Origin of the sequence: Pseudomonas sp. FP1154 (genome assembly GCF_030687245.1) — a bacterium.
Lineage (GTDB): Bacteria > Pseudomonadota > Gammaproteobacteria > Pseudomonadales > Pseudomonadaceae > Aquipseudomonas > Aquipseudomonas rhizophila.
Map to the genome: position 1 here is coordinate 4,125,058 of NZ_CP117465.1, position 13,952 is coordinate 4,139,009.

A 13,952-nucleotide genomic window follows, 5' to 3' on the forward strand; every position below is an offset into this window, starting at 1 on the left:
ACCGTTTGCCCATGTCTATTGCATTTCAACGCCGCCCTTTGCTGGGCCTGCTGATCGGCCTGCTCGCCTGTCTGTTCACACCACTGGCCAGCGCCGAAGCGGCCAAGCGCCTGCGTATTGGCATCACCCTGCATCCTTATTACAGCTACGTGGCCAACATCGTCGGCGACAAGGCCGAAGTGGTACCGCTGATCCCGGCCGGCTTCAACCCCCACGCCTACGAACCTCGTGCCGAGGACATCAAGCGCATCAGTGGGCTCGATGTGATCGTGCTCAACGGTGTGGGTCATGACGATTTCGCCGACCGGATGATCGCCGCCAGCGAAACCCCGAACGTGAACGTGATCGAAGCCAATGAAAACGTACCGCTGCTGGCTGCCACCGGGATCGCTGCCCGGGGCGCCGGCAAGGTCGTGAACCCGCATACCTTCCTGTCCATCAGCGCCTCCATTGCCCAGGTCAATAACATCGCCCGGGAGCTGGGCAAGCTTGATCCGGACAACGCCAAGGCATACACCCAGAACGCCCGCGCCTATGGCAAGCGCCTGCGACAAATGCGTGCCGCGGCCCTGGCAAAGTTGACCCAGGCCCCCAATGCCGAGTTGCGGGTCGCCACGGTCCACGCCGCCTACGATTACCTTCTGCGCGAATTCGGCCTGGAGGTCACCGCCGTGGTCGAGCCGGCCCATGGCATCGAGCCAAGCCCGAGCCAGTTGAAGAAGACCATCGACCAACTGCGCGAACTGGACGTGAAAGTGATCTTCTCGGAGATGGACTTTCCGTCCACCTACGTCGACACCATCCAGCGGGAGTCGGGGGTAAAACTGTACCCGCTCTCGCACATTTCCTACGGCGACTACAGCGCCGAGAAGTACGAAAAGGAAATGACCGGCAACCTCGACACCGTGGTCCGGGCCATTCAGGAGTCCGGCGCATGACTGTCCAGGAAACGCTCACCTTGCAACACGTCGGCCCCTTGATCGAGTTCGACGATGTCAGCCTGGACCTGGGCCGCACCACGATTCTCGACGCCGTGGCCTTCCAGGTGCAGCCGGGCAGCATTCATGCGCTGGTGGGTCCGAACGGCGGAGGCAAGAGTTCGCTGATCAAGACCTTGCTCGGGCAGATGCCCCACCAGGGACGCTTGAGCCTGCAATGGCCGGGTGAGCCCGGTGTCATCGGCTATGTGCCCCAAGCCTTGGAATTCGACCGCGGCCTGCCTATGACCGTGGATGATTTCATGGCAGCGATGTGCCAACGCCGGCCGGCCTTTCTCGGCCTGAGCAAGCATTACGTCGGCGCTATCGGCCAGGCCCTGGAACGGGTCGGCATGCAGGACAAACGCAAGCGTCGCATGGGCGCGCTGTCCGGCGGTGAACGCCAGCGGGTGTTGTTGGCCCAGGGGCTGATTCCTGCGCCGCAACTGCTGGTGCTGGATGAACCGATGTCGGCGCTGGACGAGGCCGGCATCCAGGTGTTTTGAACACCTGTTGCGAGACTGGCGCCAGGCCGGCATCACAGTGCTGTGGATCGAACATGACCTGGAAGCCGTCGGACGCCTGGCTGACCGCGTCACCGGCCTGAACCGCCGCGTGCTGTTCGATGGCCCGCCGTGCCAGACCCTGACGCCGGAGCGCTTGCTGACGCTGTTTTCCACCCATCCACGCACGAACGGGAGCGCCGCCTGATGAGCTACGAAGCCTTTCGTTTGATGGTCCAGGGCTGGGCGTCGTCCGGCTATCTGCCCGAAGCGCTGGCTTACGGGTTTGTGGTCAATGCGTTGCTGGCCGGGCTGCTGATCGGCCCGGTGCTGGGTGGCCTCGGCACGCTGGTGGTGGTCAAGCGCTTCGCGTTTTTCTCTGAAGCCGTGGGCCACGCGGCGCTGACCGGCGTGGCGGTCGGCATCCTGCTCGGCGAACCCTACACCGGGCCCTACGGCAGCCTGTTCGGCTATTGCCTGCTGTTCGGCATCCTGCTCAATTACCTGCGCAACCGCACCGGCCTGGCACCGGACACGCTGATCGGCGTTTTCCTCTCGGTGTCCCTGGCCCTGGGCGCCAGCCTGCTGCTGATCCTAGCGGGCAAGATCAACGTGCACATCCTGGAAAACGTGCTGTTCGGCTCGGTGCTGACGGTCAATGGCAATGACCTGCTGGTGCTGGCGGTGGTCGGCTCACTGGTGATGGCTTTGGCGTTGCCGCTGTACAACCGCATCATGCTCGCCAGTTTCAACCCGCAACTGGCGGCGGTGCGCGGGGTGGCGGTCAAGACGCTGGATTACCTGTTCGTGGTGTTGGTGACGCTGATCACCGTGGCGGCGGTAAAAGTCATCGGCGCGATTCTGGTGGGGGCCTTGCTGGTGATTCCGGCAGCAGCGGCGCGTCTGCTCAGCCAGTCGTTGAAAGGGTTTTTCTGGTGCTCCGTGCTGATCGCAACCGTCAGCACCCTGTGCGGGATTCTCGCACCGATTGTCTTCGACCTGCCGATCCCGTCCGGTGCCGCGATCATTCTCGTGGCCGGCATCGCATTTGCCCTGGCCGCCATTGCCCGGGGTGTTGTCCCCAGCCTCAAAGGGAATCTTGGATAAATGGTTTTTTCATTGCGACAACTGGCATTGGCCGTGGCCCTGTGCGGCCTGGTAAACAGCCCTTCTTTCGCCGCCGAAGGCACACCGGTGCGCCTGCTTGCTTCGTTGCCGGTCACCTACGGCTTGGGTGAAGCGTTGCTCAAGGGCACCGATGTCAGCCTGGAGCGCGCCGCGCCGGCCAATCTGCCCGGTACGCGCCAGAATGCCTACTTCAGCGGCCGTGGCGCGCCGGCCCTGAGCAAGCTGGCCAGCGATGCCGACGCGGTGATCGGGCTGCGTTCGTTGTGGCCGGATGATCCGCTGTACCCCATGGCCCGCCGCAGCAATATCCGCATCGTCGAAGTCGATGCCGCCCGCCCGGTGGACGGCGCCCTGCCCGGCATCGCCGTGCAACCGGGATCGGTCGATGGCCTGGCGAGCCAACCGTGGATGGCCAGCCATAACCTGGGACGGATGGCCGATGTCATTGCCGCCGACCTGGTGCGCCTGGCACCAACGGCCAAACCGAAGATCGACGCCAACCTGGCGGCGCTCAAGCAGCGCCTGCTCAAGCTCAGCGCCGACAGTGAAAAGCGCCTGGCCAGTGCCGACAACCTGAGCGTGGTCAGCCTGAGCGAGCATTTTGGCTACTTGATCAGCGGCTTGAATCTGGACGGGATCAGCACCGATGCCCGGCCCGACGCCGAATGGACACCCGAAGCCCTCAAGCAATTGACCGCCACGTTGAAAGACAACGATGTGAAGCGGGTGCTGCATCATCGCCAGCCCGCGAATGCCGTGAAAGCAGCCATCACTGAGGGCGGCAGTCAGTTACTGGTCCTGAGCACCGACGCCGCCGACCCGGTGGCGGAGCTGGAGAGCAATGTGGACCTGGTCGTCACCGCGTTGACAGGGGGCTGATTGCAGGAATGCGCGCCCCTGCGGGAGCGGGCTTGCTCGCGATAGCGGTGTATCAGGCGACATCAATGCTGACTGTGCCGGCCTCATCGCGAGCAGGCTCGCTCCCACAGGTTCAATCGCGGATGTTCGCAGATTCTGTGCTCACCACAAATCCACTGTGGGAGCGAGCCTGCTCGCGATGAGGCCGGCACATCCAACCTCTTTGCGGGCTGTACCATCGCTATCGCGAGCAGGCTCGCTCCCACAGTTTTGATCGCGGATGCTCGCAGACGCCGCGTTCACCACGGGTTTGCCTGGGTCAAGTGTCAGTTCAGAACATCCCCCGGTACCCGCACAAACCCTTCCATCAATACCCGCGCGCTGCGGCTCATGATGGCTTTTTTCACGGTCCATTCGCCATTGACCTGGCTGGCCTCGGCGCCGACGCGCAAGGTGCCGGAGGGATGGCCGAAGCGCACAGCGTTGCGGTCGATGCCGCCGGCCGCCAGGTTCACCAGCGTGCCGCTGATCGCCGCCGCCGTGCCGATGGCGACCGCCGCGGTGCCCATCATCGCGTGGTGCAGTTTGCCCATGGACAGTGCTCGCACCAGCAAATCGACGTCCCGCGTCGTCACGGCTTTACCGCTGGAGGAGATGTAGTCCGCCGGCGGTGCGACAAACGCCACCTTCGGCGTGTGCTGGCGCTGGGCGGCTTCGTCCAGATGCTGAATCAGGCCCATGCGTAAGGCGCCGTGGGCACGGATGGTTTCGAACATGGCCAGGGCCTTGGGATCGCCATTGATGGCGCCCTGCAATTCGGTGCCGGTATAACCAACGTCCCGGGCATTGATGAAGATCGTCGGGATGCCGGCGTTGATCAGGGTCGCCTTGAAGGTACCAACACCAGGCACCTCAAGGTCGTCCACCAGGTTGCCGGTGGGAAACATCGAGCCGCCACCGCCCTCCTCCTCGGCCGCCGGGTCCATGAATTCCAGTTGCACTTCAGCCGCCGGAAAGGTCACGCCGTCGAGCTCGAAGTCACCGGTTTCCTGCACCGCGCCGTCGGTGATCGGCACATGGGCGATGATGGTCTTGCTGATATTGGCTTGCCAGATCCGCACCACGGCCACGCCGTTTTGTGGGATGCGACTGGCGTCCACCAAACCACTGCTGATGGCGAATGAACCGACCGCCGCCGACAGGTTGCCGCAGTTGCCGCTCCAGTCCACGAACGGCTTGTCGATGGACACTTGGCCGAACAGGTAATCGACATCGTGATCGGCTCGGGTGCTCTTGGACAGGATCACGGTCTTGCTGGTGCTCGACGTTGCGCCGCCCATGCCATCGATCTGCTTCTCGTATGGATCGGGGCTGCCGATCACCCGCAGCAGCAAAGCATCCCGGACCGAGCCGGGAACGCGGGCCGCTTCGGGCAGGTCCTGCAAGCTGAAGAACACGCCTTTGCTGGTGCCACCACGCATGTAAGTGGCGGGGATTCTGATTTGCGGTGCGTGAGCCATGATGCTCCTCAAGCGGGCCCGCAAGGGTGCCCGCAGCTGTGATTTAGACGGCAACCGCCGATTCCAGGAAATCCTGGGCAAAGCGCTGCAATACGCCGCCGGCTTCGTAGATCGACACTTCTTCGGCGGTATCGAGACGGCAGGTCACCGGCACTTCGACGCGCTCGCCGTTCTTGCGGGTGATGACCAGAGTCAGCGTCGCACGCGGGGTGCGCTCGCCGATCACGTCATAGACCTCGCTGCCGTCGATGCCCAGGGTCTTGCGATCGGTGCCCGGCTGGAACTCCAGCGGCAACACCCCCATCCCCACCAGATTGGTGCGGTGGATACGCTCGAAACCTTCAGCGGCAATCGCCTCGACACCGGCCAGACGCACGCCCTTGGCCGCCCAGTCCCGGGACGAACCCTGGCCGTAGTCGGCACCGGCGATGATGATCAGCGGCTGCTTGCGCTCCATGTAGGTTTCGATGGCTTCCCACATGCGCATGACCTGGCCTTCCGGCTCGACCCGGGCCAGAGAACCCTGCTTGACCTTGCCGTTTTCCTGGACCATCTCGTTGAACAGTTTCGGGTTGGCGAAGGTCGCACGCTGGGCGGTCAAATGGTCGCCCCGATGGGTTGCGTAAGAGTTGAAATCTTCTTCCGGCAGGCCCATTTTCGCCAGGTATTCGCCAGCGGCACTGTCGAGCATGATGGCGTTGGATGGCGACAGGTGGTCGGTGGTGATGTTGTCCGGCAGCACCGCCAGCGGACGCATGCCCTTGAGCGGCCGCGCACCGGCCAGCGCTCCTTCCCAATACGGCGGGCGACGGATATAGGTGCTTTGCGGGCGCCAGTCATACAGCGGCGTCACTTTTGGCCCGGTGTCCTCCTGGATGGCGAACATCGGGATGTACACCTGACGGAACTGCTCCGGCTTCACCGAGGCCTTGACCACCGCATCGATTTCTTCGTCGCTCGGCCAGATGTCCTTGAGGCGGATCTCGCGACCGTCCACCACGCCCAGCACATCCTTCTCGATGTCGAAGCGGATGGTCCCGGCGATGGCATAGGCCACCACCAGCGGCGGCGAGGCAAGGAACGCCTGTTTGGCGTACGGATGGATGCGCCCATCGAAGTTGCGGTTGCCCGATAACACAGCGGTGGCGTACAGGTCGCGGTCGATGATTTCCCGCTGGATCAGCGGGTCCAGCGCACCGGACATGCCATTGCAGGTGGTGCAGGCGAAGGCCACGACACCAAAACCCAATTGCTCCAGCTCTTTGGTCAGACCGGCTTCATCCAGGTACAGCGCCACGGTTTTCGACCCCGGCGCCAGGGACGACTTGACCCATGGCTTGCGGGTCAGGCCCAGGCGGTTGGCGTTGCGCGCCAGCAGGCCGGCAGCGATCACGTTGCGTGGGTTGCTGGTGTTGGTGCAACTGGTGATGGCGGCGATGATCACCGCGCCGTCGGGCATTTGCCCGGGCACATCGTCCCACTGACCGGAGATACCTTTGGCGGCCAGATCCGACACCGCGACGCGGGCGTGGGGGTTGCTGGGACCAGCCATGTTGCGCACCACCGACGACAGATCAAAGGTCAAGCCGCGCTCGTATTGCGCGCCCTTGAGCGTGTCGGCCCACAGGCCTGCCTGCTTGGCGTAGGTCTCGACCAGTTGAACCTGCTGGTCTTCGCGGCCGGTGAGCTTCAGGTAATCGATAGTCTGTTGGTCGATGTAGAACATCGCCGCCGTGGCGCCGTATTCCGGGGCCATGTTGGAAATGGTCGCGCGGTCGCCCAAGGTCAGGGCGCTGGCGCCTTCACCGAAAAACTCCAGCCAGGCACCGACGACTTTTTGTTTGCGCAGGAATTCGGTCAGCGCCAGCACCATGTCGGTGGCGGTGATGCCCGGTTGCAACTTGCCGGTCAGCTCGACGCCAATGATTTCCGGCAGGCGCATCCACGAGGCACGCCCCAACATCACGCTTTCGGCTTCCAGGCCGCCAACGCCAATGGCGATCACGCCCAAGGCATCGACGTGGGGGGTGTGGCTGTCAGTGCCCACGCAGGTATCGGGGAACGCCACGCCGTCACGCTGCTGGATCACCGGTGACATTTTTTCCAGGTTGATCTGGTGCATGATCCCATTGCCCGGCGGGATCACGTCGACGTTCTTGAAGGCTTTCTTGGTCCAGTTGATGAAGTGAAAGCGGTCTTCGTTGCGCCGGTCTTCAATGGCGCGGTTCTTGGCGAACGCCTGGGGATCGGACCCGCCGCTTTCCACCGCCAGGGAGTGGTCGACGATCAACTGGGTCGGCACCACCGGATTGACCTGCGCCGGATCGCCGCCCTGCAGGGCAATGGCGTCGCGCAGGCCGGCCAGGTCTACCAGGGCGGTCTGGCCGAGGATGTCATGGCACACTACCCGGGCCGGAAACCATGGGAAGTCCAGATCGCGCTTGCGCTCGATCAGTTGCAGCAGCGACTCGCCCAGCGTCGCCGGATCGCAGCGACGCACCAGGTTTTCCGCCAGCACCCTGGAGGTATACGGCAGGCCATCGTAAGCGCCAGGCCGGATGGCATCCACGGCCCCGCGAACGTCGAAATAATCCAGCGAAGTGCCGGGCAGCGGTTTGCGAAATTCTGTGTTCATCGTCAGCACTCGGGTCACGGTGGTTTCAGAAGGGGTTGGCGCAGCTACTGAAGTGAACCTGTTCCCCTGTGGGAGCGAGCCTGCTCGCGATGACTGAGTCGCAGCCGACATCGATGTCGTCTGGCCCACCGCTATCGCGAGCAGGCTCGCTCCCACAATGGTTTTCGGTTCCTTCAGTTGCAGCGTCAGCGCCCTCCAGTTCAGCGTTGTTCGATTGGCACGAACTTGCGCTGTTCGACGCCGGTGTATTCGGCGCTCGGTCGGATGATGCGGTTGTTGGCACGTTGTTCGTAGACGTGGGCGGCCCAGCCCGTCAGGCGCGAGCAAACGAAGATCGGCGTGAACAGCTTGGTCGGGATGCCCATGAAGTGGTACGCCGAGGCATGGTAGAAATCGGCGTTGGGAAACAGTTTTTTCTGCTCCCACATGGTCTTGTCGATGGCCTCGGAAACCGGGAACAGCACCGTGTCACCCACCTCGTCGGCAAGTTTTTTCGACCAACCCTTGATCACCTCGTTGCGCGGGTCGTTGTCCTTATAGATCGCGTGGCCGAAGCCCATGATCTTGTCCTTGCGCTCGAGCATCCCGAGGGTGCCCTTGATCGCCTCCTCCGGCGACTGGAAGCGTTGGATCATCTCCATCGCCGCTTCGTTGGCCCCACCATGCAACGGGCCGCGCAGCGAACCGATGGCGGCGGTGATGCAGGAAAACAGGTCAGACAGGGTCGAGGCACACACCCGCGCCGTGAAGGTCGAGGCGTTGAACTCGTGCTCGGCATACAGAATCAGCGAGACGTTCATCACCTTGACGTGCAGCTCGCTCGGCTTCTTGCCATGCAACAGGTGCAGGAAATGGCCGCCGATGGAGGTTTCGTCGGTCACACACTCGATGCGCTGGCCTTCGTGGCTGAAGCGATACCAGTAGCACATGATCGCCGGGAACGCGGCCAACAGGCGGTCGGTCTTGTCATGCTGTTCGGAGAAATTCAGCTCCGGTTCCAGGTTGCCCAGGAACGAGCAGCCGGTGCGCATCACGTCCATTGGGTGGGCGTCGGCGGGAATGCGCTCCAACACCTCTTTCAAGGCTTGGGGCAAGTCCCGCAATTGGCTCAGTTTGCCTGTGTAGGCGTCCAGTTGCGCCTGGGTCGGCAGCTCGCCGTACAGCAGCAGATAAGCCACTTCTTCAAATTGCGCGTCAGCCGCCAGTTCGCGGACGTCGTAACCGCGATAGGTCAGGCCGGCTCCTGACTGGCCTACGGTGGACAATGCGGTTTGCCCGGCCACCTGGCCACGGAGCCCGGCGCCACTGAGTACTTTTGCTTCGGCCATTTGCTGTCTCCATTTTTTTAGATTTGTAGAGGCTGCGCTCTGTTCATTTTTTCGCCGCGAACAACGCATCGAGCTTTTGCTCGAAGGTGTGGTAGTCAATGCGATCGTAAAGCTCCATGCGAGTCTGCATGGTGTCGATGACGTTCTGTTGCGTACCGTCGCGGCGGATTGCGGTATAGACGTTCTCGGCCGCTTTGTTCATGGCGCGGAAGGCCGACAGTGGGTACAGCACCAGGGACACGTCGGCGCCCGCCAGTTGTTCGGTGGTGTACAGCGGTGTCGCGCCGAATTCAGTGATGTTGGCCAGGATCGGGGCTTTCACCCGGCTGGCGAACAGCTTGTACATCTCAAGTTCGGTGATGGCTTCCGGAAAGATCATGTCGGCACCGGCCTCGATGCACGCGGCGGCGCGGTCCAGGGCCGATTCCAAGCCCTCCACGGCCAGGGCGTCGGTACGGGCCATGATCACGAAGCTGTCATCGGTGCGCGCGTCGACGGCGGCTTTGATGCGGTCGACCATTTCCTGTTGCGAGACGATCTCTTTGTTCGGACGGTGACCGCAACGCTTGGCGCCGACCTGGTCTTCAATATGAATGGCCGCCGCGCCGAACTTGATCATCGACTTGACCGTGCGGGCCACATTGAACGCCGAGGAGCCAAACCCGGTATCCACGTCCACCAGCAACGGCAGGTCGCAGACGTCGGTGATACGGCGCACATCGGTCAGCACGTCATCCAGGCCGGTGATGCCCAGGTCCGGCACGCCAAGGGAGCCGGCCGCCACGCCGCCGCCCGACAGGTAGATCGCCTTGAAACCGGCGCGTTTGGCCAGCAGCGCGTGGTTGGCGTTGATCGTGCCCACCACTTGCAGCGGATGCTCGTTGGCGACCGCATCGCGAAAACGCTGGCCTGGAGTGCTGTTGCTCATGACTCACCTCGTTCAGTGGCGGCGCTGTCCTGGAAATGACGCGCGATGTTGCGTTTGGAAGCGCCGATGTGCCGGCGCATCAATAATTCAGCCAGTTCACCGTCACGGTCGGCGATGGCATCGAGAATCCTGTGGTGCTCGGCAAAGGCCTGGCGCGGACGATTGGGCGTGGTGGAAAACTGGATGCGGTACATGCGCACCAACTGATACAGCTCGCCGCAGAGCATTTGCGTCAGGGTGCGGTTGCCGCTGCCCTGGATGATCCGGTAATGGAAATCGAAGTCGCCTTCCTGCTGGTAATAGCCGACACCGGCCTGGAACGCCGCGTCGCGCTCATGGGTTTCCAGGACCCGGCGCAGCTCGTCGATTTCTTCCAGGGTCATGCGCTCGGCCGCCAGACGGCAGGCCATGCCTTCCAGGGACTCGCGGATTTCATAGAGTTCCAGTAACTCGGCGTGGCTCAGGGACACCACCCTGGCGCCCACGTGAGGCACCCGCACCAGCAGGCGCTGGCCTTCCAGGCGATGGATGGCCTCGCGCAGCGGGCCGCGGCTGATGCCGTAGGTGCGTGCCAGTTCGGGCTCGGAGATCTTGCTGCCAGGCGCGATATCGCCTCGCACGATTGCGGCCTGGATACGCCGGAAGACGTTCTCGGAAAGGGTTTCCGATTCCTCTTGGGCCAAGACCGGTGATTCGAGCTGATCGAGCATATTGTCGACACCTTATAAATCTATAAGGCAAAAACTAACCAATCACGGCGCTTTCGTCAAAGTAAAATTAGACATTGTCGACAATTGTCTAATAAGGGCCTCCTCCATAACCAAGTGCGTCGGATAAGCAGTTGCGTCCGGGCGGCGGTGGCGTCAGAAAACCACCGTGCTAGAATGCCGCCGCAATTTGCCGCTCTGCATCTATTAAGAGAAGGCAACCCAGGGAGCTTGTGCAGCAATGCCAGGGCCTGAACCGACGAACGGAACACTGTGCATCAGGATTTATGACACTCAAGCCCTTAACTGCTGTCCTTTGTTTCACGTGCCTGCCGGGGCTTGTCCTGGCGGGTGAAAAGACCGTGTACGGCCTCAATGAATACGCCGCCCTGCAGGGCATCGACCTGGAGGTTGCCGCCAAGTTGGACACCGGGGCCAAAACCGCTTCGCTCAGCGCCCGGGACATCAAGCGCTTCAAACGCGATGGCGAATCCTGGGTGCGTTTTTACCTGGCCATCGACGCGGCGCATTCGCACCCTATCGAACGTCCGCTGGCCCGGGTCAGCAAGATCAAACGCCGCGCCGGTGACTATGACCCCGAAGAAGGCAAGAACTACACGGCTCGGCCGGTCATCGAGCTGGACATCTGCATGGGCTCGGCCCTGCGCAGCATCGAAGTGAACCTCACCGACCGCAGCGCTTTCCAATACCCGCTACTGATCGGCTCCGAAGCCCTCAAACGCTTCGACGCGCTGGTCGACCCCAGTCTCAAATACGCTGCCGGCAAACCCGCCTGCGCCAATGCCGCTCAAACCGCAGAGTAATTCCAATGCGCTCTCTTACCCTCCATTTGAAAATGCTGATCGCCATCCTGGTGGTGCTGGGCCTGTCGGTGACGGCCTATCAGATTTTCGTGCTCGGCATTCCGGTGACCGAAGACGCCACCGACGACTTGTGGAACATCGACGCCAAGATCGAGTTCGTCCCCAATGCCAAGGATCCGGTGAAGATCCAGATGTTCGTGCCGCCGCTGAGCATGGACTACGTCAGCCTCAACGAGAGCTTCATCTCCAATAACTACGGTGTGGCGGTGAACCGGGTGGACGGTAACCGCAAGGTCACGTGGTCGGCCCGTCGGGCCAAGGGCAACCAGACCCTGTACTACCGCCTGGTGCTGACCAAGCGCTACACCTCGGAAAAATCCAAGATCAAGGGCCCGACCTTCCGCGACAGCATCGCCGTCGAGGGCCCCGAGAAGCTGGCCGCCGAAGCCCTGCTCGCGCCGATCCGCCAGCACTCGGCCGACGTCGAGACCTTCATCAGTGAAGCGATCAAACGGGTCAACAACCCCAACGACGACAACGTCAAGTTGCTGCTGGCTGGTGATCCGTCCATAGCCAGCAAGGCCAGAGTCGTCGAACTGGTGCTGTCTATCGCCCACGTGCCGGTGGAGAAGGTCCATACCATCCGCCTGGTTGCCGACCAACCGCAGTCGCCTGAACTGTGGCTGCGCAGTTTCAACGGCACCGACTGGCTGTATTTCAACCCGGATACCGCTGAGCGGGGCCTGCCCAGCGACCGTCTGCTGTGGTGGACCGGTGATGAAAACCTGATCACCGTCGATGGCGGCAAAAAAGCCACCGTCACCTTCACCATGAACAACAGCGAAATGAACGCCATTCGCCTGGCCAAGCTGACGGACGAAAACACCGACGCCAACTTCCTCGAATACTCGCTCTACGGCCTGCCGCTACAAACCCAGCAGACGTTCATGATCATGGTGATGATCCCGATCGGCGTGCTGGTGATTCTGGTGCTGCGCAACCTGATCGGCCTGCAGACCCTGGGCACGTTCACACCGGTGTTGATCGCCCTGGCCTTCCGCGAAACCCAGCTGGGCTTCGGCATCATCCTGTTCACAGTCATCACGACGCTGGGCCTGTCACTGCGCTCCTATCTGGAACATCTCAAGCTGCAAATGCTGCCAAGGCTTTCGGTGGTGCTGACGTTCGTGGTGGTGCTGATCGCCGCCATCAGCCTGTTCAGCCACAAGCTGGGCCTGGAACGCGGGCTGTCGGTCGCGCTGTTCCCGATGGTGATTCTGACCATGACCATCGAACGCCTGTCCATTACCTGGGAAGAACGCGGCGCCAGCCACGCCATGAAGGTGGCCATCGGCACCCTGTTCGCCGCCGCCCTGGCGCACCTGATCATGAGCGTGCCGGAGCTGGTGTACTTCGTGTTCACCTTCCCGGCCATCCTGCTGATTCTGGTAGGTTTCATGCTGGCCATGGGTCGCTACCGCGGCTACCGCCTGACCGAGCTGGTACGGTTCAAGGCCTTCGTCAAGGCTGACTCATAATGTTCGGCCTGTGGAAGACCTGGAAGGCCCTGGAGGCCCGGGGCATCATGGGCATCAATCGGCGTAACGCCGACTATGTGCTCAAATACAACAAGCGCAGCCTGTACCCGATCGTCGATGACAAGATCATCACCAAGGAACGGGCCATCGCTGCCGGCATCCATGTGCCGGAGCTATACGGGGTGATCTCCACCGAGAAGGAAATCGACAAGCTCGACGAGATCATCGGAGGGCGCACCGACTTCGTGATCAAGCCGGCCCAGGGCGCGGGTGGCGACGGCATCATCGTCATTGCCGACCGCTTCGAGGGCCGCTATCGCACGGTGTCCGGCAAGATCATCAGCCACGAAGAAATCGAACACCATGTGTCCAGCATCCTTACCGGTCTGTACTCCCTGGGTGGCCACCGGGACCGGGCACTGATCGAGTATCGCGTGACGCCGGACCAGATCTTCAAGAGCATCAGCTATGAAGGCGTGCCGGACATTCGCATCATCGTACTGATGGGCTATCCGGTGATGGCCATGCTGCGCTTGCCAACCCGCCAGTCCGGTGGCAAGGCCAACCTGCACCAGGGCGCCATCGGCGTGGGTGTCGACCTTGCCACCGGCCTGACCCTGCGCGGTACCTGGCTGAACAACATCATCACCAAACACCCTGACACCACCAACGCGGTGGACGGCGTGCAGCTGCCCTACTGGGACGGCTTCATGAAACTGGCCGCCGGTTGCTATGAACTGTGCGGGCTGGGCTACATCGGCGTGGACATGGTGCTGGACCAGGAAAAAGGTCCGTTGATCCTGGAGCTCAACGCCCGACCGGGTCTGAACATCCAGATCGCCAACGACTGCGGCCTGACTCTGCGCACCCACGCGGTGGAAGCCCGCCTGGAGGAGCTCAAGGCCCGTGGCGTGGTTGAAACCGTCGAGGAGCGCGTAGCGTTTGCCCAGGAGTTGTTTGGGCATATTCCGCCGGTTGAGGGTTGAGGGTTGAAACACCCCTGTGG

Annotated in this window: 11 protein-coding genes and 1 pseudogene; 7 read left to right on the forward strand and 5 right to left on the reverse strand. The window is 62.3% G+C overall.

Features of this window, described 5'->3' with window-relative positions:
• Nucleotides 1-11: 11 nt before the first annotated feature.
• The 4 genes and pseudogenes from PSH91_RS18400 to PSH91_RS18415 all read left to right on the forward strand — a co-directional run bounded on the left by PSH91_RS18400 (nucleotide 12) and on the right by PSH91_RS18415 (nucleotide 3,487).
• Nucleotides 12-938 (forward strand): metal ABC transporter substrate-binding protein, encoded by a 927-nt coding sequence (locus tag PSH91_RS18400; RefSeq protein WP_047228285.1) that lies wholly within the window; start codon nucleotides 12-14, stop codon nucleotides 936-938.
• Nucleotides 935-1,688, forward strand: a pseudogene (locus PSH91_RS18405) (metal ABC transporter ATP-binding protein). Before PSH91_RS18400 ends, PSH91_RS18405 begins: the two are co-directional and overlap by 4 nt.
• Nucleotides 1,688-2,587, forward strand: coding sequence for a metal ABC transporter permease (locus PSH91_RS18410; protein WP_047228283.1), 900 nt, complete (start codon nucleotides 1,688-1,690; stop codon nucleotides 2,585-2,587). Before PSH91_RS18405 ends, PSH91_RS18410 begins: the two are co-directional and overlap by 1 nt.
• Nucleotides 2,588-3,487, forward strand: a complete 900-nt coding sequence (locus PSH91_RS18415; protein ID WP_305466424.1) for a metal ABC transporter solute-binding protein, Zn/Mn family — start codon at nucleotides 2,588-2,590, stop codon at nucleotides 3,485-3,487.
• A gap of 305 nt (nucleotides 3,488-3,792) precedes the next feature.
• Here the strand turns inward: PSH91_RS18415 and prpF are convergent, their stop codons facing one another.
• The 5 genes from prpF to PSH91_RS18440 form a co-directional block, all read right to left on the reverse strand.
• Nucleotides 3,793-4,986, reverse strand: a complete 1,194-nt coding sequence (gene prpF / locus PSH91_RS18420; RefSeq protein WP_305466426.1) for a 2-methylaconitate cis-trans isomerase PrpF — start codon at nucleotides 4,984-4,986, stop codon at nucleotides 3,793-3,795.
• 43 nt (nucleotides 4,987-5,029) lie between these two features.
• Nucleotides 5,030-7,621: a Fe/S-dependent 2-methylisocitrate dehydratase AcnD gene (gene acnD, locus PSH91_RS18425; RefSeq protein ID WP_305466428.1), complete on the reverse strand. Its 2,592-nt coding sequence runs from the start codon at nucleotides 7,619-7,621 to the stop codon at nucleotides 5,030-5,032.
• 200 nt (nucleotides 7,622-7,821) lie between these two features.
• Nucleotides 7,822-8,949, reverse strand: a complete 1,128-nt coding sequence (gene prpC, locus PSH91_RS18430; protein ID WP_047228279.1) for a 2-methylcitrate synthase — start codon at nucleotides 8,947-8,949, stop codon at nucleotides 7,822-7,824.
• A 43-nt stretch (nucleotides 8,950-8,992) separates the two neighbouring features.
• Nucleotides 8,993-9,877, reverse strand: coding sequence for a methylisocitrate lyase (prpB, locus tag PSH91_RS18435; RefSeq protein ID WP_047228278.1), 885 nt, complete (start codon nucleotides 9,875-9,877; stop codon nucleotides 8,993-8,995).
• Entirely contained in the window at nucleotides 9,874-10,587 is a 714-nt protein-coding gene (locus PSH91_RS18440) for a GntR family transcriptional regulator (RefSeq protein ID WP_139049499.1), read from the reverse strand. Before PSH91_RS18440 ends, prpB begins: the two co-directional genes overlap by 4 nt.
• Nucleotides 10,588-10,871: 284 nt before the next feature.
• Here PSH91_RS18440 and PSH91_RS18445 point away from each other — a divergent pair, with 284 nt between their 5' ends.
• The 3 genes from PSH91_RS18445 to PSH91_RS18455 are packed head-to-tail and all read left to right on the forward strand — an operon-like array spanning nucleotide 10,872 to nucleotide 13,932.
• On the forward strand, nucleotides 10,872-11,408 hold the full coding sequence (locus PSH91_RS18445) for an ATP-dependent zinc protease (protein WP_047228276.1): 537 nt from the start codon (nucleotides 10,872-10,874) through the stop codon (nucleotides 11,406-11,408).
• Nucleotides 11,409-11,413: 5 nt separating this feature from the next.
• Nucleotides 11,414-12,946 (forward strand): inactive transglutaminase family protein, encoded by a 1,533-nt coding sequence (locus PSH91_RS18450; protein WP_047228275.1) that lies wholly within the window; start codon nucleotides 11,414-11,416, stop codon nucleotides 12,944-12,946.
• Nucleotides 12,946-13,932, forward strand: a complete 987-nt coding sequence (locus PSH91_RS18455; protein WP_047228274.1) for an alpha-L-glutamate ligase-like protein — start codon at nucleotides 12,946-12,948, stop codon at nucleotides 13,930-13,932. Before PSH91_RS18450 ends, PSH91_RS18455 begins: the two co-directional genes overlap by 1 nt.
• Nucleotides 13,933-13,952: the final 20 nt, after the last annotated feature.